This window comes from Rhodococcus sp. OK519, from assembly GCF_003051005.1.
Taxonomy (GTDB): domain Bacteria; phylum Actinomycetota; class Actinomycetes; order Mycobacteriales; family Mycobacteriaceae; genus Prescottella.
Genome location: NZ_QAOW01000008.1, coordinates 30,232 through 52,593 on the forward strand (window position 1 = coordinate 30,232; position 22,362 = coordinate 52,593).

Consider the following 22,362-nt stretch of genomic DNA (forward strand, 5'->3'; position numbering starts at 1 on the left):
TCCCGGCAGGCGTGACGGCCATGCCCGCCAGTTCCGGAAGCAGTTGCAGCATGAGCTCGCCCATGAAGGAAGCCAACGCCTTTCACGCGTGCTATTCCTCACCCGCGGGGCATGAAGAACCCCCGGTCAGTCGGACAGCGCGCGGGCCGCCGACTCGACACTGTCGAACACCCGCCCGCGCGACTCGTAGTCCCGGCCGAGTGCGGTACGGCGGACGGTGTCGAGGTTTCGGCGAGGCAACGCGGCGAAGTAGACCTCCACTCCCGTATCCGACAGTTCCTTGACGAGGTCGAGGAAACTCCGCATCACCGTCGTCGTCACCTGCGCCAGACGCGAGCAGTCGATGATGAGCGTGGACGGCTGCGCCTGGGCGACTCGACGCGCGATCTCACGGGTGTTGGCCCGGACGTTCGCGGTGTAGAGGCCCGAATCGACCCGCAGCACCAGCGGATCCGAATGCACGGGGTCCTCGTCCGGTTCCACTACCCGCCAGCCGCCCCTGACCTCGCGGACGAGCTGCGCGATGTGCGGCCGATCAAGCTCGCGCAGAACCAGATACAGGGTGAGTAGGACACCTGCGAGCACCGCCGGCAGCAGTCCGGCCGTCAGCCCGATCGCGGCGGTCGCGGCCGCGATCCAGAATTCGATCCGGTTCACCCGCCAGTACCGCGCGAAGGACCCGAGATCGACGAGGCCCAGCGTCGCGACCACCACCATCGCGCCGAGCGTCGCCTGCGGCAGATCGCTGAGCACCGGCGCGAGGAACAGCGCCACGAGCACGGCCAGCGCCGCGGTCACGATGCCGCTCAGCTGCGTACGCGCGCCGGCACGCACCGCCACCGCGGTCTGCGAGAACCCGCCCGCCGGGGGCAGCGTATGGAAGAACGAACCGGCCACTGCCGCAACCCCACCCGCGAGCAGCTCCCGGTCACTGTCGATCGGCGGTTCCGTGGACCGTCGCACCCCTCGTGCCACCGCGACGGTCTCCAGGAACGCCATCACCGAGATCGCCAGCGCTCCGGGAAGGAGGTCGGCAACGTCGTGCAACGACGGTACCCCGGGAAGTGGGATTCCCTGCGGTACTTCGGCAATGACCGCGACACCCCGATCCCGGAGGCCGGTGAACGCGATCAGGGCGACACCGGCCGCCACCACGACGAGCGGTCCGGGAACACGCGGCACCAACCGCCCGATTGCGAGCAGCGCGCCGATGGATGCGACCGACAGGACCACTGTCGCACCGTTGGCGTCGCCCAGCTGTCGCAGCACACCGTTCAGCACGTGGAAGAACCCGGTGGCGTCCGGATCGCCGGGGACACCGAGCAGTTTCGGTAGCTGGCTCGCCGCTACCGTCAGTCCGACGCCGGCCTTGATCCCGGACAGTGTTGCCTCGCTGATGTTCTCGATGATCGCGCCCAACCGCAGGACGCGAGCGGCAAGGAGTATGAGCCCGACCATCAGTGTCAATGTCATGAGCGCGGTCTGCGCGTCCTCCGACCCGGCGGCGATACCGGCACCGATGAGCGTCGATGCGGTCAACGTCGCGATCGTGGAGGTCGTGCTGACACTCGCGGTGCGCGATCCACCCAGCAGTGCGTACACCACCATCGGCACCATGCACGTGTACAGGCCGATCTGCACCGGCATGTCGGCGATGGTCGCGTACGCCATAGCCTGCGGGATCACGACCGCACCGGCACTCAGCCCGGCCACGAGATCGGCTCGGAGCCAGGACCTCCGGTAGCCGACGAGTGTCGGCGCGAACACCGCTTCCCCGGTCGTCGTCATGTGCTCTCGTCCACCGAGCTGTCCGCCAGCGCATCGGCGATCGTCGCATAGACCCCGACCGAGTCCGTCCGCCGGAGCGTGTCGCGGAACTGGCCGATATCCCGCGCGACGCGGAGTTCGATACCGCTCTGCGACAGGGTGTTACGCAACTGCACCAGCATCTCCGCGGCCGTCACGTCCACGTAGGGCGACGTCTCGGCGTCCAGCACCACCAGGCGGGTTCGCTCGGTGCACAGGTCCTCGATCCGGGTCTTGACGTGATCGCAGTTCGCGAAGAACAGTCCCGACTCGACTCGAACGACGAGCACGTCCGGGCGGGTCGGCAACTCCGGATGCCGTTCGGCGTCGATCCACAGGTTGCCCTGTTTGGCGAGCTGCGCGACGTGCGGGCGTGACGCGCGGTACAGCAGGAGCAGCATCGAGACCCCGATTCCGATCACCAGTCCGGGCAGCGTGTCGAAGAACAGGACGCCGGCCATCGCCGCGATCGCCGCCGCGAAGTCCGCTCGGGCCGCATGGCCGTAGATGCGGCCCAGGCGCGCGGTCCACACCCCGTACAACCGGCGCAGCGCGGCGATGTCGACGAGTTCGATCACGGCCGCGATCACCACGGCCGCGAGCGTCGCCTCCGGCAACTTCTCGAACAGTCCGGTCAGAAACAAGAGCGTTGTGATCGTCAGCACCGCCACCACGAGCCCACTCACCTGGGATTTCGCACCGGCACCACCGTTGACAGCCGTTTTGGAGAGGCTGCCGTTGACCACCATCCCGGACGCCAGGCCGGCTCCCAGGTTGGATGCACCCAGGCCCAGCAGTTCCCGGTTCGCGTCCACCTCGTAGCCGGCCTTCGCCGCGTACGTCTTGGCCGCACCGAGACCTTCCGCGAACCCGATCAGCAGCACTCCGACCGCCGGACCGAGCAGGTCGACGTAGTCGTCGAACCCGACGCCGTCGGGCAGGCCCACCGCCGGCAGACCAGCCTCGATGTGCCCGACGATGGCGACACCCTGGTCGGCGAGATCGAAAACCGCGACCGCGGCGATACCGAGCAGCACTGCGAGCAGAGATCCGGGAATCAGCGGCAGCCAGCGCTTGAAGCCGAGGACCACCGCCAGGGTCAGCGCACCGATCAGGAGCGTCCGCCACTGGGTGTCCCCGAGACGGGTGATCACACCCCACGCCTGTTCGAAGAAGTTGCCGCTCGACTTCTCGACCCCGAACAGCTTCGGCACCTGTCCGATCACGATCGTGAGGGCGAGGCCGACGATGAATCCCTCGAGCACCGGTTCGGAGATGAAGGACGCAATGAACCCGAGCCGGATCAACCCGGCGAGCAGGCCCACCAATCCCGTCGCAATCGCCAGGACCGCCGACAACGCGACGTACTTGCCTCCGTCCGCGCCGGCCATTGGGGCGACGATCGCGGCCGACAACGCCGCCGTCGCCGACATCGGGCCCACCACGAGATGGCGTGAACTGCCGACCGCCGCATAGAGAATCAGCGATGGAACGGCGGCGTAGAGCCCCACCACCGGCGGCACGCCGGCGATCGTTGCGTATGCGAGGGCCTCGGGGACGAGCACTGCCCAGACGGTCAGTCCCGCGACCACGTCCGGCCTGATCCAGCCTCGCCGATAGTCCTGCAGCGAGGCGAACACGGGCCAGTTCCGGGTCGGGGACGTCACGTCGCCATCGTGTCCGATTCCGACGCCCCGTTCTTCACACGCGATGGGTGAAGCGCTGCCGTCCGCGAAATCCGACGATGGGGGCATCGCGCTTCGCGCCGGAACGGAGGATCGGGAATGGCCAAGGAATTCGAGGGCACCATCAACATGGACGTACGGGACTCGGTCTCGGACTGGGACGCCTTCCTGCCCGACAAGGCGCCGCAGGGCGCCCCCAACGTCCTCGTCGTGCTGTACGACGACACCGGCATGGCGGCCTGGTCCCCCTACGGCGGTCGGATCAACATGCCGACGATGGACCGCCTGGCCGAGAACGGGCTGACCTACACGCAGTGGCACACGACTGCGCTGTGTTCACCGACGCGGTCCACATTCCTGACGGGCCGCAACCACCACCTCAACGGCTTCGCATCGATCTCCGAGTCGTCCACCGGCTTCCCCGGATACAACTCCCACATCCCGCCGTCGAACGTCACGATGGCAAACCTGTTGCGCGATGCCGGGTGGGCGACGTTCTGGGTCGGCAAGAATCACAACGTCCCGATCGACGAGTGGACGGCGGGAGCGTCGAAGAAGAACTGGCCGCTCGCGCAGGGCTACGACCGCTTCTACGGTTTCGTCGGCGGTGAGACGAACAACTGGTATCCGTCACTCGCCGAGGACAACCGCTACATCGAGCAGTCGTACTCACCCGAGGAGGGCTACCACCTCTCGAAGGACCTCGCGGACCAGGCGCTCAAGATGATCCGCGACGTCAAGCAGACCGAACCGGAGAAGCCGTGGTACCTGTGGTTCTGCCCGGGGGCGAACCACGCCCCGCACCACGCGCCGCAGGAGTACATCGACAAGTACGAGGGCATGTTCGACGACGGTTACGAGGCTTACCGCGAATGGGTGCTCGGCCGCATGATCGAGCGCGGCATCCTGCCCGAGGACACCGACCTGACCCCGCTGAACCCGATGCCCGACGGCACGTTCTCCCCCACGGACGAGGTGCGGCCGTGGGACGAGCTGAACGACGACGAAAAGCACATGTTCAGCCGCATGGCGGAGGTGTTCGCCGGGTTCTCCGAATACACCGACTCCCAGGTCGGCCGCATCGTCGACTACCTCGAGGAGTCCGGTCAGCTCGACAACACGATGATCGTCTACTGCGCCGACAACGGGGCGTCCGGCGAGGGCAGCCCCAACGGTTCGGTCAACGAGGGCAAGATCTTCGGCGGCTACCCGGACGACGAGGCGCAGAACCTCACGATGGTGGACAAGCTCGGCAGCCCCGAAACCTACAACCACTACCCGACCGGCTGGGCGGCGGCGTTCTCGACGCCGTACAAGATGTTCAAGCGGTACACCTACCAGGGCGGCGTCTGCGACCCACTGGTCATCCACTGGCCGGCCGGGATGAAGTCCCGCGGGGAGGTGCGGCACCAGTACCACCATGCGACGGACATCGTGCCGACGATCCTCGAGGCCTGCGGCGTCGCGATGCCGCAGACGTACAACGGTGTCGAACAGACACCGCTGTCGGGGGTGTCGATGACGTACTCGTTCGACGCACCCACAGATGGCCCGACGGCTAAGCAGACGCAGTACTACGAGATGTTCGGCCAGCGCGGCCTGTGGCACCAGGGATGGAAGGCAGTGTCGGTGCACGGTCCGGTCTCGGGGATGGGCAACTTCGACGACGACGTGTGGGAGCTGTATCAGACGGACGTCGACCGCTCCGAGGCGCACGACCTGGCCGCCGAGCACCCGGACAAGCTCGAGGAACTGAAGGCACTGTGGATGGACGAGGCGAAGGCCAACAAGGTGCTGCCGCTCAACGACCTGCAGATCATCGGTAATCCCGAGGACTTCGAGACGTTCATCGGAATGGAGTTCCACCAGCCCGTGCCGCCGAGCGGGCAGTACGTCTACTACCCCGGCACCAGCGAGGTGCCGGAACGATCTGCGGCCAACGTGCACGGAGTGTCGTACAAGATCCTCGCCGAGGTCGACCTCACCCCCGGCACGCAAGGGGTGATCTTCGCGCAGGGTTCACGATTCGGCGGGCACTGCCTGTTCATCAAGGACGGGACCGTCACCTACGCATACAACTTCCTCGGTATCCCGCCGGAAGACCGCATCTCCGCGCCCGTCCCGACGTCCGGCAAACACATCATCGGGGTGGATTTCACGAAGGAGGGCATGGGCCCCAACCGCGAAGGCATCGGCCCGCTGCGGCTGTACATCGACGACAAGCAGGTCGGTGAGCAGAAGATCCGCACGGTACTCGGGCATTTCTCGCTTTGTGGCGAGGGCCTGTGCATCGGGTACGACAGTGCGGACCCGGTGTCGAGCGCCTATCCGGAGCCACGTTTCGAGTTCCGCGGCGGCGAGATAGCCAAGGTGGTCTTCGACATCGCCGACGACGCGTACGTCGATGTCGAGAAGCACATGCAGGCAGCGATGGCCCGCGACTGACGCGATACTGCCCACACGAACCGCCTGCGCGGGTTAGACTTTCCCCGCTACAGGCGGTTCGTCCATTTGTCCCGGATGATGACTCGTTGTGTGGGAGGCATGTCGGGTGTCTATCGTGCAGGGCGGGAGTTTCGCTGCGAGCACCGAGATTCCGGTGTTGCGCAGCGATCGCGTCGTGTCCCGCACTCGTCTCTTCGAGGTACTCGACTGCGCGTTCGCCGACCACGATTCCGCTGGTACCGTCGTACTCGTCTGTGCGCCAGCAGGTTCGGGAAAGACGACGTTTCTCGCGGACTGGGCGCACCGGGTAGGCAGCGGACCAGGGGAACCGATCATCGCGTGGGCGTCGGTCGACGACGGGCACAACGCCCCGCACGCTCTCCGCACCGAACTCGCTCGCGCACTTGCCGACGCGGGCCATTCCCGCCTTCGCGACAACTGCACGCCCGCTCTGGATCCCGTTCGCGGACAGGACTTCACCTTCGAATCGGCACTGAACGGTATCGACGAGTCCGTCTGGCTGGTCGTCGACGACGCGCACCTGATCCACGAACCGAACGCACTGTCGCAACTGGAGATGCTGCTGCGTGCACCGCCGGATCGGCTGCAGGTAGTGGTGTGCTGCCGGTTCGAGCCCCCGCTCGCATTCCAGAAGCTGCGACTCGACGGCCGCGTTCTCGACGTGACGTTCAACGACCTCGCCTTCACTTCGGAAGAAGCGACGGCCATGCTCGCCGAACACGACGTCGAACTCGACGACCACGACCTCACAGCACTGATGGGGCGCACCGAGGGCTGGGCGGCAGGACTCCGCCTCGCCGGCATGTCGCTGGCGGGGCACCCGGATCCGAGCACCCTCATCGAGAACTTCAGCGGATGCCGTCGCGCCGTCGCCGACTACCTGATCGAGCAGGTTCTCTCGGGTCAGAGCGAAGAGATCCGGCAGTTCCTCGTGAAAACCTCGGTTCCCGAGACATTTTCCGCCGCACTTGCCGAGGAACTCACCGGATGCAGCGATGCTCACGCGATCATCGACCTCCTCGAACACCGGAACTTTCTGATCACCCGGATCGAGACCACGCCCACCCAGTTCCGCTACCACCCACTGCTACGCAGCTATCTACGCGCCGAGATCAGCCTGCTCGGCCGCCGGGCGGTAGCAGAACTCGAACACGTGACGGCCCGCTGGTATGCCCGGTTCGGTGATGCGCTGCTCGCCCTCGAGCATGGCGTGACGGCAGGCGAGGCATCCGACGTCGAGAGCGTGCTGTCCAAATCCGGTCTGGCGCTGGTCCTGGACGGTCACGGAGAAGCGATCGAACGCCTGCTAGCCCGAGCGCCGCAGTGCGCGGATCAAACGATTACCCGCCTCGTGCGCGCAGCTGCGCATCTGCACGCCGACAACCCCACGGTCGCCGCGGGAATGCTCGGGACTGCCGACATCCCGGCTCCGGACGGCGGGACCGATTTCCGCACATCCCTTCTCGAAGAGTCACTACGGATGCAGATCGCGGTGAGCACCGGTGACTTCACCACGCTGACAGCGCTCGCCGGCCCGCCCGCCAACCTGTCGGGGGACGTCCTGTTGGACGCCTTTGCCGCACTCCAGCGCGGACGGGTTCACCTTCGTCTCGGCCGCCTCGACTCCGCAGCGGACAACCTGAGCCGTGCCCGGGCCCACGCGCGCGAGAGCGACGCCCCACGCCTGGTGACACAGACGTCGATCGCACTCGGCATCGTCGCGCTCTCCCGTGGGCAACTCGGTGACGCACATGCCCTCGCGGTCGAGAGCCGTTCGACTGCAACGGATACCGGTTCGTCCGCCTCGTCGGACGGGCGCGCCGCCACCCTGCTCGAGGCGCTCTGCCACTACCTACGCAACGACACGCGTCGGGCAGTGGAGCTCGTGGGTTTCCCACCGGAGAGCGACCCACCCTCATACCCGGACAACGCGGTGGCCGCAGCACTGTTCGGCATCGACACCGCCCCCGACCGCCGGATCGCGGTGGCCGCACTGCACTCCGCCGGCTCGTCGGGCCGGCCCGCATCACATCCGCCGGGGTTGATCGCCGCGTGTCTGCCGTCGATCCAGTTCGCCTACCTGCACATCGGCGAGACGATCTGGGCGCGTGAACTGGTCACCAACGCGTCGACGGCTCTGGGGCAAGTCGGTGACGTACAACTTCTCGAGGCAGTCCTGCACCTGTGTACCAACCAGCTGGAGCGGGCACGGGCCGTCCTGCTTCCGATACTCGAGGGCGAACTGCCTTGTGCCGCAGCGACCAACACCGTCACGGCCTGGCTCGTCGAGGCCGAACTCGCCCGGCGTCGATCGCACGACTCTCGCGCCCACGATGCGCTCGGCGAGGCCCTGCGCCTCGCCGAGCCCGAAGGCGTACTGCGACCCTTCCACGACATGGCGTCCGCGACCGTGGAACTGTTGTCCACCAGCCGCGGACGATTCGGATCCCGCGACCGATTCGCGGATACCGTGTGGGCGTCGCTACCGCGCACGCCCGCCACCACCGCCGAGAAGCTCACCCGACGTGAGCTGCAACTGCTCGCGGAATTGCCCACCTGGCGTACCGCCGAGGAGATCGCGGCCGACCTGTGCGTATCGGTGAACACCGTCAAGACGCATCTGCGCGGCATCTACCGCAAACTCGGCGTCACCACCCGACGCGACGCCGTCAATGCGGCACACACGCACGGGCTGCTGTGATTCTCGGATTCACCATCGACGGGTGAGGCACCCGTCTCTCACGCGCGGCATCCTCGACGGATCGGGTGTGGGGACCCGACGGGCAGGTTCCGACCACATGCGCCACGATCGGTAGACGGGAGATGTCATGGCCACTTCCGATTCGGGCTGGCCGGCCACCGTGCGTTACGCCTTCCTCGTCGGAGGCGAACTGTCCGAGCGGGTTCTCGCGGCGTTTCCCGAGCTGCAGGTCTCGGAGACCGCCCACACGACCCTGTACGGACCGGTCCGTAGCCCCACCGAGTTGCGCGGCATGCTCGCCCGCTTCGACGCGCTCGGCCTCACGCTCGTCGAGATGCGACGACTCCCGGACTGAGAAGCACTCAATCGTCTTTCCTGCCGACGAGTCGGATCCTGGCCTCGATGCGGTGGATGCGTGGATCGCCGGCCGGGATGACGAACGCCTCGTGCACTCGGGCGGTGACCAGCGTGCGACCGAACAACCCGGCGTCGATCAGGTAGTCGGCCACCACCTCGTCGCCGTCCGCCCGATACTGCTCGTCCCGGATGGCGCGGATCAACCGGAACTGCGGGCCGCGCGAAAGGCTGCGCCGCAGGTGGTTTCCCGAGAATCCCGTCTTCAGGCCCACTTCGTAGCGCACCGCGTTCGGCGCGTAGGGCACAGAATCACCGTCGTGGCTGAGCAGCGCGGCGACGTAGGTCCGGGCCGCGTCGAGCTGTTGTGTCATGCGCACAGTCGACCACGCCGGAACCACCCTGAGTGTGAATTTGCTCCCCACTTCTCACCTGCTATCGGGGGTCGGGGGTACAGTGCTTCTATGCAGCGCGCGCTCCTTCTTGGTTGCCGCGGCGGGGTCTGATCCAGACTGGCCACCCGTCGCGGGCCCTCTCCGTGCGCCGGTCGCCTCAGCTGTCGGGCTCTCTACAGTCCACACACAAAACCTGGAGATCGATTCCCATGTCCCCCGCTGACGCCTTCACTTCCGGTTCGCGCACGATCACGCCACCGTCCAAGCCGGCGCCTGCCGATCAGCCGATCTGGAACACGCAGAAGAACTCCTCCATGCCGACCTTCCGGTACCGCCCGTTCGGCGAAGAGGTCGAGACGGTATCGCTGCCCGACCGCACCTGGCCCGACAAGGTCATCGACCGCGCGCCGCAGTGGTGTGCCGTGGACCTGCGCGACGGCAACCAGGCCCTGATCGACCCCATGAGCCCCGCCCGCAAGCGCCGCATGTTCGAGCTGCTGGTGCGGATGGGTTACAAGGAGATCGAGGTCGGCTTCCCGTCCGCGAGCCAGACGGACTTCGACTTCGTCCGCGAGATCATCGAGGACAACGCGATCCCGGACGACGTCACCATCCAGGTGCTGACGCAGTCGCGGCCCGAGCTGATCAAGCGCACGTTCGAGGCTTGCGCCGGCGCCAAGAACGTCATCGTGCACTTCTACAACTCGACGTCCATCCTGCAGCGCCGGGTCGTCTTCCGCGCCGACAAGGAGGCGATCAAGAAGATCGCCACCGACGCCGCCGCCCTGGTGCTGGAGGAGGCGAAGAGCCACCCCGACACCAACTGGCGCTGGGAGTACTCGCCCGAGTCCTACACCGGCACCGAGCTGTCGTACGCCAAGGAGGTGTGCGACGCCGTGGTCGAGACTCTGGGCGCCACCCCCGACAACCGGGTGATCATCAACCTGCCCGCGACCGTCGAGATGGCCACGCCCAACGTGTACGCCGACTCGATCGAGTGGATGCACCGCAACCTGGCGCAGCGCGAGAGCATCATCCTGTCGCTGCACCCGCACAACGACCGCGGCACGGGCGTCGCGGCCGCCGAGCTGGGCTACCAGGCGGGCGCCGACCGCATCGAGGGCTGCCTGTTCGGCAACGGCGAGCGCACCGGCAACGTATGCCTGGTGACGCTGGGTCTGAACATGTTCACCCGCGGCGTCGATCCGCAGATCGACTTCTCGAACATCGACGAGATCCGTCGCACCGTCGAGTACTGCAACCAGCTGCCCGTCGCCGAGCGCCATCCGTACGGTGGCGACCTGGTCTACACCGCCTTCTCGGGCAGCCACCAGGACGCGATCAACAAGGGTCTGGACGCGATGAAGGTCGCGGCCGACGAGCAGAACGCCGACGTCGACGACATCGTGTGGGAGGTCCCCTACCTGCCGATCGATCCCAAGGACGTGGGCCGCACGTACGAGGCCGTGATCCGCGTGAACTCGCAGTCCGGCAAGGGTGGCGTCGCGTACATCATGAAGGCCGACCACGGGCTGGTGCTGCCGCGCCGCCTGCAGATCGAGTTCTCGCAGGCCGTCCAGAAGATCACCGACGGCGAGGGCGGCGAGGTCTCGCCCAAGGAGATCTGGGACGTCTTCGCGGACGAGTACCTGGCCCCGGTCAACCCGCTCGAGCGCATGCGCCAGAAGGTGACGGCGGCCGAGGAGGACGGCGGCACCGACGCAATCACCGCGGTCGTCAAGATCAACGGAGCCGAGCAGGAGATCTCCGGCGCCGGCAACGGCCCGCTGGCCGCGTTCGTCGACGCGCTGGGCACCACCGGCTTCGACGTCCGCGTCCTGGACTACTCCGAGCACGCGATGTCCGCCGGTGACGATGCCCAGGCTGCCGCGTACGTCGAGTGCGCGGTGACCATGCCCGACGGCACCAGCAAGGTCGTGTGGGGCGTCGGCATCGCCACCTCCATCACCACCGCGTCGCTGCGCGCCGTCGTCTCGGCGGTCAACCGGGCGCACTGAGTTCAGCTCTGTCGGAGGGGTCGCATCCATCGGGAGCGGCCCCTCCGGCGTTTCCCGGTCCGGCCAGTCGTGGCGGCCGAGGCGTAGCTACGCGATACATCATCTCGTCGCGACACGCCCGACCGTCGTCGGCGTGGAGTCCCGCTGAGCGGGAAGCAGCCACTAGCGAAAGGCGTCGCGAAATAGCTTCCTGACGTGACGATCCGACAGCAGACGACGTTCCCCCGGCTCCTCTCGCCCGGAAAGATCGGGCCCATCACGCTGGACAACCGGGTTGTCCTCCCCGCGATGGACATGAACCTCTGCGAGGACGGCGAGATCCACCAGGGCGACATCGACCACTTCGCGACCCGCGCCGAAGGCGGGACCGGGATGATCATCACCGGCTGCTGCGCCGTCGCGTACCCCGCGGGCTGCACCAGCCGCAAGGAGCCGGGCCTGTCCGAGGATCGGTTCATCCCCGGTCTCAAGGCGCTCGCCGACGCGGTCCACGCGGCCGGCAGCAAGCTGTGTGTGCAGATGACGCACCACGGCAAGGTCGCCCGGATCGACACGCTCGACGGCCGCCCGCAGATGGTGCCGTCCATCCCGAAGCCGCCCGGCGACATGAGCGCGATGATCGACTGCACCCCCGAGGAACTCGGGAAGATGGCGGCGATCCAGGAGGGCAAGAAGGCCACCTATCGCGAGGCCACCCACGAGGACCTCGAGTGGCTGGTCCGCATGTTCGCCGAGGCAGCGGGCCGGGTGCTGACCGCCGGCGGCGACGCCGTCGAGATCCACGCCGCCCACAACTACGTGCTCGGCGGCTTCCTGAGCCGTTACTCGAATCAGCGCACCGACGAATACGGCGGATCGCTCGAGAACCGGGCACGGCTGTCGTGCGAGGTGATCCGCGCGGTCAAGGCCGAGGTCGGCGACGGCCTCGCCATCATCGTGCGTCTGGCCGGTCAGGAGTACGGCGAAACCGACGGCCTGACCCCCGACGAGTCCGCCCGCGCCGCCGCGATGTTCGAGGAGGCCGGCGCCGACGCCATCCACGTGACCGGCACCGCGCTGAACGCGTTCGCGAACTTCACCGACGGCCCGCTGCCCAACACGGTCGGCTTCTACACCGCCAACGCCGCGGTCGTGAAGCGCGCAGTGTCGATTCCGGTCATCACCGTCGGCCGCATGCTGCCCGAGGTCGGCGAGCAGATGATCACCGAGGGCCACACCGATTTCGTCGCGATGGGCCGCCAGCTCCTGGCCGATCCCGCACTGGTCAACAAGCTCAAGGCCGGCCGCAGCGAGCAGGTCCGTCCCTGCATCAACTGCTACGTGTGCGTGCAGGAGAACTTCTGGGACGACACACCGCTGTGCGCGGTCAACCCAGCGCTGGGCAACGAGACGCTGCTGCCGTTCCCGAGCGCGACGAAGCGCAAGCACGTCGTCGTCGTCGGCGCCGGCCCGGGCGGCATGGAGACCGCCCGCGTCGCCACCGAGCGCGGCCACCGCGTCACTCTGCTGGACAAGGCCGATCGTCTCGGCGGCACCCTGTGGTTCTCGACTCTGACCACGCCGGACAACGAGCGCCTGCTGAACTGGCTCACCCAGGAGGTGCAGCGCGCAGGTGTCGACGTCCGACTGAAGACCGAAGCCACCGCGGCGGCGATCAAGGCCCTTGCGCCGGACGTCGTCGTGGTCGCCACGGGTGCAGTGCGGGCACGGCCGAGCGTGCCGGGCGGCAACCTGCCCCACGTCCATACCGGTGACAGCCTGCGCGGCCTGATGACCGGCTCCGGCGATGTCTCGGACCAGGCACTGCTGCTGCGGGTCGCCGGCAAGCTCGGCGGTCTGGTCGGCATCACCAAGAGCCCCGAGAAGATCCGCACGCTGAGCCGCAAGTTCCTCAAGTTCCTGCCGATGAGCAAGAACGTCGTCGTCATCGGCGGCTCGCTCGTCGGTCTGGAACTGGCGGAGTTCCTCGCCGAGCGCGGCAGCCGGGTCACCCTGATCGAGGAGGGTCAGCAGCTCGGTGTGCCGATGGCGATGCCGCGCCGCTGGACCGCCGTCAAGCACGCCAAGGAACTGGGCGTCGACATCCAGCGCAACGCCACCGTCCAGCGCATCACCAAGAAGACCGTCGAGTTCACCGTCGGAGACAAGACGATGTCCGTGCCGGCGAGCATGGTCGTCGTCGCGTCCGGCGTCTCCGCGGCGGCACCGCTCGCCGACGAACTGGCCCGCGACGGTGTCGAGGTCCGCGTCGTCGGCGACGCCACCGAGGTCGACTACATCGAGGGCGCAATGCACTCGGCGTGGAAGGTTGCCACCGAGATCTGACTCTCGACCGACGGCCGATCCCGAAGCTCACCTCGGGGTCGGCCGTCGGCGCGTTCAGCGAAACCTGCTCAGCGCGTTGTGAATCCGCCGTCGATCGCGAGCGCTGCGCCGGTGATGAACGAGGCCTCGTCGCTCAGCAAAAAGGCCACGAACGGAGCGATCTCCTCGGGCTGCGCGATCCGGTTCACCGGATGCAGCGACTCGATGTAGGCCAGTGCCTCGGCGGTGGTCGCCATCGACCCGCGCGCCAGGGGCGTATCGACGCCACCAGTGGTGATGGCGTTGACGCGCACGCCACGCGCGGCGATCTCGAGTGCCACCGACCGTGTCAGGCCCACGACCGCATGCTTGGCGGCGACATACGGGGCCGCCCGGCGATCGAGAAATTCCTGCAGTCCTTCGTCGACGCCGGGCTCCACGGCGAGATCACCGAGGTCTACTTCGGCGGTGCACCCTGGCGGATGACGCTTCTTGCGCGCTTCGACGACCGCGCGAACGCCTCCGACGGGTCACCGCTCTACCGCAACCGCACGGTGCTCCTCGTCCGCACCCGGTGGGGGAAGATCGTCGAGCAGGAGGACTTCTACGAAGACACGTCGCGGATCGATGCGTTCGACGCGCGCCTGCGTGAACGCGAGAAGCATTCCACCCCGCGATAAGTGCGCGAATCGCGGATTTTCGGCCCCGAACTTCGCGACAAGTGCGCAGATCGCGGGGGTTAGGCCTCCGATGCGGCCCGCAGGTGCCGCCCCGACGCGACCAGCAGGATCAGGCACACCACGACGGCCGGCCACACCAGGACGTGACCGATCGGGCGCAGCCAGTCGGCGTCGGATGCCGTCGCCACCGTGAGCGACGCCGCCGCCGTCATGCCCATCGGGAAGGCGGTGGACCAGCGGCGCACGTCGTACTGCAGACGGGGCCAACGTATCTCGGAGATCACCAAGACCACGTAGTCCACCAGCACGATGCATACGATCACCACGCCGGCCACCCGGATCGCCTCGTGAACGCCCTCGGGCCATCCGGCAGCAACGGCGGCGGGCGCCAACTTTCCCGCAGCGAGGGCACTGATCGCGAGACCACCCGCGAACACCCACTGGTCGCCGGCACCGACGCGGAACTGGTTGTACGAGAACCGGATCATCACCATCAGGTAGAAGAACAGTCCCAGCAGGAAGGCCACGAAGGCGGGCCCGGCGAGCCAGTGCGCCGACGCCGAGACTGCCAGCGAGGCGCCCAGCACCGCGAGACCCTGCGTGGAGACGCAGAGCAGGAAGTGCACGCCCACGGTGGGTGAGGCCCAGTGCCGCACGACGGCGGGGATCAGCACCACCCACGCGACGAGCGCGATACTCAGCGCCACCCAGCCCACGTGATTCCAGTCGAGCAGCACGCACCGCGCGCCCAGCACACACGTCGCGGCGACGCCGGTGAGCGCGGGAGGGGTGTCGGCTTCGTTCGCCCAGCGCGCACGGTCGTCGAACAGACGGCCGACGAAGACCACCATGAGTAGCAACCAGATCAGCACACCCACGACGAGCCAGAAACGGGAGAACCACTCGAACCCGACCAGATGCAGGCCCACCGACACGATGCCCGTCGACATCGCCGCGGCGCCTGCCCCAGCCGGGATGGCGGTCAGCGCGCGGCCGGCGTCTGCCTTCACACCCGGTCCGTCGGACACCTCCCCATGATGCGCGCGTCGTGACGGGGCCGGTCCCGATTCGGCGGTTCCTGGCCTGGTTTCGCTGCGGGTCTCGACGGTTTGCGCCATCCTCGACACAGGGAGGCAGCCCATGTCGCGTGCAACCGAGGAACCCGATCGCTCCGTCCCGGCCCCGCCTGCGCCGATCGAGAGTCCGCTCGGCGCCGCCCTGCTCGAGACGGGACGTTTCTTCACTCGCTCCACCGTGTCCGCGGACCTGCGGGCCGTGTACCGGACGGGTGGACGCGAGGGCGACGTGTTCTACCGCGACCGCTGGAGCCACGACAAGGTGGTCCGATCGACGCACGGCGTGAACTGCACGGGTTCGTGCTCGTGGAAGGTGTACGTCAAGGACGGCGTCATCACGTGGGAGACGCAGGCGACGGACTACCCGTCGGTGGGTCCGGATCGTCCGGAGTACGAACCCCGCGGGTGTCCCCGCGGCGCCGCGTTCTCCTGGTACACGTACTCCCCCACCCGGGTTCGCTACCCCTACGTGCGTGGTCTGCTGCTCGAGATGTTCCAGGAGGCCCGCGAGAGGCTGGGCGACCCGGTGCTGGCGTGGGCCGACGTCGTCGGCGATCCCGACCGGCGTGCGCGGTATCAACGGGCCCGCGGCAAAGGTGGCCTGGTGCGGGCGTCGTGGGAGGACGCGGTGGAGATGATCGCCGCCGCGCACGTGCACACCATTGCGAAGTACGGCCCCGACCGAGTGGCGGGCTTCTCGCCAATCCCAGCGTTCTCGATGGTCTCGTTCTCGGCGGGATCCCGCTTCATCGAACTGCTCGGCGGCGTGATGGCGTCGTTCTACGACTGGTACGCCGACCTGCCGGTCGCGTCCCCGCAGGTGTTCGGCGACCAGACCGACGTGCCCGAGTCCGGCGACTGGTGGGACGCCGCCTACCTGATCATGTGGGGCTCCAACGTCCCGGTCACGCGTACCCCCGACGCGCACTGGATGGCCGAGGCGCGCTATCGCGGGCAGAAGGTGGTGGTGGTCTCCCCCGACTACGCCGACGCCACCAAGTTCGCGGACGCGTGGCTACCTGCACAACCCGGCACCGACGGCGCACTCGCGATGGCGATGGGGCACGTCATCCTCCGGGAGAACTACGTCGACCGACGCGTTGCCATGTTCGCCGACTTCGCTTCGCGCTACACGGATCTGCCGTTCCTCGTCACGCTCTCCGAGCGCGACGGCGCTTACGTCCCGGGGCGATTCCTGAGGGCATCCGATCTCGGTGACGACGGGGAGGGCGCCGAGTGGAAGACCGTGCTGCTGAACTCGGCCGACGGGTCACCGGTGGTCCCGCGGGGCAGCATGGGCTTCCGGCACACCGATTCCGGTGTCGGACAGTGGAATCTCGACCTGGGCGACACCGTACCGGCGCTGAGCGTGCGCGACGCACCCGGCGCCAGTCGCGATGTCGAGATCCTTCTGCCCCGTTTCGATGTCGGCGAGCAGGGCGTCGTGATGCATCGGGGCGTCCCGGTCCGCGAAGTCGGCGGACAACTGGTGACGACCGCGCTGGATCTGATGCTCGCGCAGTACGGCGTGCGACGCGACGGCCTGCCCGGCACGTGGCCGAGCGGCTTCGACGACCCCGACGAGCCGTACACCCCGGCGTGGCAGGAGTCGCTGACGTCGGTCCCCGCGGGCGCGGTGATCCGCATCGCCCGCGAATTCGCCCGCTCGGCAGAGAAATCCGGCGGGCGTTCGATGATCATCCTGGGTGCCGGCATCTGCCAGTGGTTCCACGGCGACGCCACCTACCGTGCGGTGCTGGCCCTGCTGATGCTCACCGGCAGCATGGGCAAGAACGGCGGCGGCTGGGCGCACTATGTGGGCCAGGAGAAGGTGCGGCCGTTCACGGGGTGGGCGACGATGGCGATGGCCACCGACTGGTCCCGCCCGCCGCGGCAGGCCGTCGGCACCGCCTTCTGGTACATGCACGCCGACCAGTGGCGCTACGACGGGTACCGCGCCGACGCCCTCACCTCACCACTCGCGGAGGGACACCTCGCGGGGCAGCACACCGCCGACACCATCGCGCAGTCGGCACGGATGGGGTGGATGCCGTCGTATCCGCAGTTCGATCGCAATCCCCTCGATCTCGCCGACGAGGCGGCGGCGTCAGGCACCGATGTGGGCGACTACGTCGTCGATCAACTGCGCAGCGGCAAATTGCATTTCGCTGTCGAGGATGTCGATGCGGAGGAGAACTGGCCTCGGGTCCTCACGCTGTGGCGGGCAAATCTGCTGGGCGCGTCGGCAAAAGGCAACGAGTACTTTCTCGAGCATCTGCTCGGGGCCGGCTCGAGCCTGCGTGCCACCGAGACGGCGCGCGAGTCCCGTCCGACGTCGGTGCGCTGGCGGGACGAGGCGCCCCGAGGCAAGCTGGATCTGATGGTGTCCCTGGACTTCCGGATGACCAGTTCGACGCTGCTGTCGGATGTCGTGCTGCCCGCCGCGACGTGGTACGAGAAGTACGACCTGTCCAGCACGGACATGCACCCGTTCGTGCACGCGTTCACCCCGGCCGTCGACCCGCCGTGGGAGGCCCGCAGCGACTTCGACGCGTTCGCCGAGATCGCACGCCGCTTCAGTGAACTCGCGAAGACGCACCTCGGTACCCGACGCGACCTCGTCGCGACCGCGCTCGGCCACGACACTCCCGGCGAGACCGCGCAGCCGTTCGGCGAGGTGCGCGACTGGCGCGCCGGAGAGACGGAACCGGTGCCGGGGAAGACGATGCCGGGCCTGAAGATCGTCGAGCGCGACTACACCGCGATCGCCGAGAAGATGGCCACCCTCGGGCCGCTCGTGGAGAAGCTGGGCCTGAACACCAAGGGCGTCACGTTCCACCCCGACGCGGAGGTGGCCGAACTGGCGCAGCGGTGCGGGGTGATGTCGTCCGGGGCGGGCGCCGGGCGGCCGGCACTCGACACCGACGCGAAGATGGCCGAGGCGATTCTCGCACTGTCCGGGACGACCAACGGGCGCCTGGCCGTCGCCGGCTTCGAGGAACTGTCCCGACGCGTCGGCCGGTCCCTCACCCACCTGGCGTCCGGCAACGAGGAACGCCGGATCCGGTTCGCCGACACACAGGCACAGCCGGTCGCGACCCTGGCCAGTCCCGAGTGGTCGGGCAGCGAGACCGAGGGCCGGCGGTACGCACCGTTCAGCATCAACGTCGAGGAACTCAAGCCGTGGCACACCCTCACGGGGCGAATGCACTTCCTACTCGACCACGAATGGATGCGCGAGTTCGGCGAAGCGCTCCCGATCTATCGGCCCCCGCTCGACATCACACGTCTGTTCGGTGAGACCCGGCTCGGGGACCGCGACGGCAAGGCGCTGTCGGTGCGATACCTGACGCCGCACTCCAAATGGTCGATCCATTCCGAGTACCAGGACAACCTGCTGATGCTCTCGCTCTCCCGCGGCGGACCGAATGTCTGGATGAACGTCGACGACGCCGCGGCGGTCGGCGTGGCCGACAACGACTGGGTGGAGGCCGTCAACCGCAACGGGGTCCTCGTCGCCCGCGCGGTCGTCACGCACCGCATGCCGCCGGGCACGGTGTTCGTGCATCACGCGCAGGAACGACTGATCAACGTCCCGAAGTCGGAGACCGACGGCCGTCGCGGCGGTATCCACAACTCGCTCACCCGGGTGCTCGTCAAGCCCACACATCTCATCGGCGGGTATGCGCAGCTGTCGTTCGGCTGGAACTATCTCGGCCCCACCGGAAACCAACGCGACGAGGTCACGGTGATTCGCCGCCGCAGCCAGGAGGTGCAGTACTGATGCAGGTGGCCGCGCAGATGGCGATGGTGATGAACCTCGACAAGTGCATCGGGTGTCACACGTGTTCGGTGACGTGCAAGCAGACGTGGACCAACCGCGGTGGCACCGAGTACGTGTGGTTCAACAACGTGGAAACCCGTCCGGGTCAGGGTTATCCGCGCAAGTACGAGGATCAGGACCTGTGGAAGGGCGGGTGGACGCTCAACCGTCGTGGACGGTTGACGCTCCGCGCCGGCGGCCGGGTCAAGAAGCTGCTGTCGATCTTCGCGAATCCGTTGCTGCCTAACATCCGCGACTACTACGAGCCGTGGACCTACGACTACGACACCCTCACCAAAGCACCGTTGGGCGAGGACTTCCCGGTGGCACAGCCCATCTCGCTGCTGTCGGGCAAGCCGATGCCGATCGAGTGGAGCGCCAACTGGGACGACGACCTCGGCGGCACGGCGGCCACCGAGGCACACGACCCGATCCTCGCGCAGATGCGCGACAACGCCACCGAGAAGGTCCGACTCGAGTACGAGAAGACGTTCATGTTCTTCCTGCCGCGGATCTGCGAGCACTGTCTCAACCCGTCGTGCGTGGCGTCGTGCCCGTCGGGCGCGATGTACAAACGCGCCGAGGACGGCATCGTCCTGGTGGACCAGGACCAGTGCCGGGGCTGGCGGATGTGCGTCACCGGATGCCCGTACAAGAAGGTGTATTTCAACCACCGCACTGGCAAGGCCGAGAAGTGCACGTTCTGCTATCCGCGGGTCGAGGTGGGCCTGCCGACGGTGTGCTCGGAGACATGCGTCGGCCGCCTGCGCTATCTGGGAATCGTGTTGTACGACCTCGACCGGGTGGGCGAGGTCGCCTCGACCCCCGACGAGAAGGACCTCTACGACGCGCAGCGGCGCCTGCTGCTGGACCCCGAGGATCCGGCGGTGATCGAGGCGGCCCACGCGGCCGGCATTCCCGAGGACTGGATGGATGCGGCCCGCCGGTCCCCCGTCTACGCGTTGATCGAGAAGTACCGGGTAGCGCTGCCGCTGCATCCGGAATTCCGCACGCTGCCGATGGTCTGGTATGTCCCCCCACTCTCCCCGGTGGTGGACGTGCTCACCGAAACCGGCCACGACGGTGAGGATCTCGACAACCTATTCGGCGCGATCGATACTCTACGGATCCCGATCGAGTACCTGGCGGGCCTGTTCACCGCGGGTGACCCGGAGCCCGTCACCGCCGTCCTGCACCGTCTGGCCGCGATGCGCTCGTACATGCGTGACCTCAACCTCGCAGACGAGCCGGACGAGTCCATCGCGACGGCGGTCGGGATGACCGGCGAACAGATCTACGAGATGTACCGACTACTCGCGATCGCGAAGTACGAAGAGCGATACGTGATTCCCACCGCGCACGCCGAGCAGGCGCACCAACTCGAAGAACTGGGCTGCAGCCTCGACTTCGAGGGCGGCCCGGGCATGCTGGACAGCGGGCCGTTCGGGGAGGCGTCCGGCCGCCCTGTCCCGGTCGCGGTCGAAACTTTCCACGCGCTCAAACACCGGCAGACGGCCGAGGATGTCGCCGACCCGCAGGACCGATCGGCTCGGATCAATCTGCTGAACTGGGACGGTAAGGGCGTTGTGGACGGCATGTTCCCGAAGCGGAACGGGGACAAGCGATGAAGACGACAGATCTGCGCGTCGTCGACCAGGCGACGTCACTGCTGCTGGACTATCCCACTCCGGCGTTGGTGGACCGGCTACCGGTTGTCCGGGACGCGTTGGCGGAACTTCCCCGCGACGCAGCCGTCGAATCTCTCACCACGTTCGTCGAATATCTACGCACCCAGCCGCTTCCGGACCTCACCCGGCACTACGTCGAAACGTTCGATCTGCGGCGCAAGAGCTGCCTGTACCTGACGTACTACGCCGACGGCGACACCCGCCGACGCGGCGTGACGCTGGTGCGCCTCAAGCAGTACTACCGGCGCGCCGGTGTCGAGTTCGATGCCGCCGACCTGCCGGACTTCCTGCCCGTGGTGCTCGAATTCTCCGCTGCGACCGGCGACCGCTCGTTGCTCGTCAAGCACGTGCTGGGTCTGCACCTGATCCGTCTCGGTCTCGCCGAGACGGACAGCCCGTACGCGGCAGTGCTCGACGCTCTGCTGTCCACGCTGCCCGGCCCGACCGTGAAGGATCGGGACGCAGTCCTGGCGTTGGCACGCAGCGGTCCACCGCAGGAGGACGTGGGACTGGAACCGTTCCCGACCGGAGGTACGCGATGACCGACAGCAGCCTCACCGACATTCTGCTGTGGGCGGTGTTGCCCTACGTGATGGTGGCGATCTTCGTGACCGGGGTGGCCTGGCGGTATCGGTACGACCAATTCGGTTGGACCACACGCTCGTCGGAACTGTACGAGTCACGACTGCTGCGCATCGGGAGCCCGCTGTTCCACTTCGGTCTGGTGTTCGTCGTCGCCGGCCACGTCCTCGGGCTGATCATCCCTGACGAGTGGACCGCCGCACTCGGGGTGACGGAGACGGGGTACCACTACGTCGCGTACGTGCTCGGCGGCATCGCCGGGTTCTGCACCCTCGTCGGTATTGCAATCCTGTTGTACCGCAGACGCACCAAGGGTCCGGTCTTCATGGCGACCACCCGCAACGACAAGATGATGTACATCGTGCTGGTCGCCACCATCTGCGCCGGGCTGTGGACCACCGTCGCCGCCAACTCCCTGCACCAGGGCTACAACTACCGCGAGACCATCGGCCCGTGGTTCCGCAGCCTGTTCATCCTCCAGCCCGAGATCCACCTGATCGCGACCGCACCGCTGACCTACCAGGTGCACGCGCTCATCGGCATCGTGCTGTTCATCCTGTGGCCGTTCACCCGTCTGGTCCACGCCTTCAGCGCGCCGGTCAAGTACCTGTTCCGGCCATACATCGTCTATCGCAGCCGCGACGTGGGCGGCCAGCCGCGCACCGAGGTGCCCGGACGCGGTTGGGATGCCGGCGCGACGCGACCGCCCCGCACCCCGCGATAAGTGCGCGAATCGCGGATACCGCCTCTCAGAATTCGCGATAAGTGCGCAGGACGCGGGGCG

The 22,362-nt window shown here is 67.5% G+C and carries 15 protein-coding genes; 10 read left to right on the forward strand and 5 right to left on the reverse strand.

Features of this window, described 5'->3' with window-relative positions; all coding sequences use genetic code 11:
• Positions 1-126: 126 nt before the first annotated feature.
• Positions 127-1,788: a SulP family inorganic anion transporter gene (locus tag C8K36_RS18990; RefSeq protein WP_107986094.1), complete on the reverse strand. Its 1,662-nt coding sequence runs from the start codon at positions 1,786-1,788 to the stop codon at positions 127-129.
• Positions 1,785-3,473, reverse strand: a complete 1,689-nt coding sequence (locus tag C8K36_RS18995; RefSeq protein WP_181319635.1) for a SulP family inorganic anion transporter — start codon at positions 3,471-3,473, stop codon at positions 1,785-1,787. The genes C8K36_RS18990 and C8K36_RS18995 overlap by 4 nt, the downstream gene beginning before the upstream one ends.
• Positions 3,474-3,590: 117 nt before the next feature.
• Here C8K36_RS18995 and C8K36_RS19000 point away from each other — a divergent pair, with 117 nt between their 5' ends.
• The 3 genes from C8K36_RS19000 to C8K36_RS19010 all read left to right on the forward strand — a co-directional run bounded on the left by C8K36_RS19000 (position 3,591) and on the right by C8K36_RS19010 (position 9,013).
• On the forward strand, positions 3,591-5,936 hold the full coding sequence (locus C8K36_RS19000; protein ID WP_107986095.1) for an arylsulfatase: 2,346 nt from the start codon (positions 3,591-3,593) through the stop codon (positions 5,934-5,936).
• Positions 5,937-6,042: 106 nt separating this feature from the next.
• Positions 6,043-8,658 (forward strand): LuxR C-terminal-related transcriptional regulator, encoded by a 2,616-nt coding sequence (locus tag C8K36_RS19005; RefSeq protein WP_258195497.1) that lies wholly within the window; start codon positions 6,043-6,045, stop codon positions 8,656-8,658.
• A 127-nt stretch (positions 8,659-8,785) separates the two neighbouring features.
• The gene (locus C8K36_RS19010) at positions 8,786-9,013 is read left to right on the forward strand and encodes a hypothetical protein (protein WP_107986097.1); all 228 of its coding nucleotides are present in this window, start codon (positions 8,786-8,788) and stop codon (positions 9,011-9,013) included.
• A 7-nt stretch (positions 9,014-9,020) separates the two neighbouring features.
• On the opposite strand, the gene C8K36_RS19015 is transcribed toward C8K36_RS19010, so the two are convergent.
• Positions 9,021-9,386, reverse strand: coding sequence for a hypothetical protein (locus tag C8K36_RS19015; RefSeq protein ID WP_107986098.1), 366 nt, complete (start codon positions 9,384-9,386; stop codon positions 9,021-9,023).
• A gap of 230 nt (positions 9,387-9,616) precedes the next feature.
• On the opposite strand from C8K36_RS19015, the gene leuA reads away from it, so the two are divergent.
• Positions 9,617-11,425 carry a 2-isopropylmalate synthase gene (gene leuA / locus C8K36_RS19020; RefSeq protein ID WP_107986099.1) on the forward strand — a complete coding sequence of 603 codons (1,809 nt, stop codon included), beginning with the start codon at positions 9,617-9,619 and terminating at the stop codon, positions 11,423-11,425.
• A gap of 195 nt (positions 11,426-11,620) precedes the next feature.
• Entirely contained in the window at positions 11,621-13,750 is a 2,130-nt protein-coding gene (locus C8K36_RS19025; protein WP_107986100.1) for an FAD-dependent oxidoreductase, read from the forward strand.
• 68 nt (positions 13,751-13,818) lie between these two features.
• On the opposite strand, the gene C8K36_RS19030 is transcribed toward C8K36_RS19025, so the two are convergent.
• Entirely contained in the window at positions 13,819-14,070 is a 252-nt protein-coding gene (locus tag C8K36_RS19030; RefSeq protein WP_258195498.1) for an SDR family oxidoreductase, read from the reverse strand.
• Between the two features lie 24 nt (positions 14,071-14,094).
• Between C8K36_RS19030 and C8K36_RS25255 the strand changes: the two genes are divergently transcribed.
• Positions 14,095-14,409 carry a hypothetical protein gene (locus C8K36_RS25255; protein ID WP_258195499.1) on the forward strand — a complete coding sequence of 105 codons (315 nt, stop codon included), beginning with the start codon at positions 14,095-14,097 and terminating at the stop codon, positions 14,407-14,409.
• A 59-nt stretch (positions 14,410-14,468) separates the two neighbouring features.
• Here the strand turns inward: C8K36_RS25255 and C8K36_RS19040 are convergent, their stop codons facing one another.
• The gene (locus C8K36_RS19040; RefSeq protein WP_107986102.1) at positions 14,469-15,437 is read right to left on the reverse strand and encodes a tellurite resistance/C4-dicarboxylate transporter family protein; all 969 of its coding nucleotides are present in this window, start codon (positions 15,435-15,437) and stop codon (positions 14,469-14,471) included.
• A gap of 112 nt (positions 15,438-15,549) precedes the next feature.
• Between C8K36_RS19040 and C8K36_RS19045 the strand changes: the two genes are divergently transcribed.
• The 4 genes from C8K36_RS19045 to narI are packed head-to-tail and all read left to right on the forward strand — an operon-like array spanning position 15,550 to position 22,302.
• Positions 15,550-19,269 carry a nitrate reductase subunit alpha gene (locus C8K36_RS19045; RefSeq protein WP_107986103.1) on the forward strand — a complete coding sequence of 1,240 codons (3,720 nt, stop codon included), beginning with the start codon at positions 15,550-15,552 and terminating at the stop codon, positions 19,267-19,269.
• Positions 19,269-20,936: a nitrate reductase subunit beta gene (gene narH, locus C8K36_RS19050; RefSeq protein WP_107986104.1), complete on the forward strand. Its 1,668-nt coding sequence runs from the start codon at positions 19,269-19,271 to the stop codon at positions 20,934-20,936. Before C8K36_RS19045 ends, narH begins: the two co-directional genes overlap by 1 nt.
• Positions 20,933-21,538 carry a nitrate reductase molybdenum cofactor assembly chaperone gene (gene narJ, locus C8K36_RS19055; RefSeq protein WP_107986105.1) on the forward strand — a complete coding sequence of 202 codons (606 nt, stop codon included), beginning with the start codon at positions 20,933-20,935 and terminating at the stop codon, positions 21,536-21,538. The genes narH and narJ overlap by 4 nt, the downstream gene beginning before the upstream one ends.
• Positions 21,535-22,302 carry a respiratory nitrate reductase subunit gamma gene (narI, locus tag C8K36_RS19060; protein ID WP_107986106.1) on the forward strand — a complete coding sequence of 256 codons (768 nt, stop codon included), beginning with the start codon at positions 21,535-21,537 and terminating at the stop codon, positions 22,300-22,302. The genes narJ and narI overlap by 4 nt, the downstream gene beginning before the upstream one ends.
• Positions 22,303-22,362: the final 60 nt, after the last annotated feature.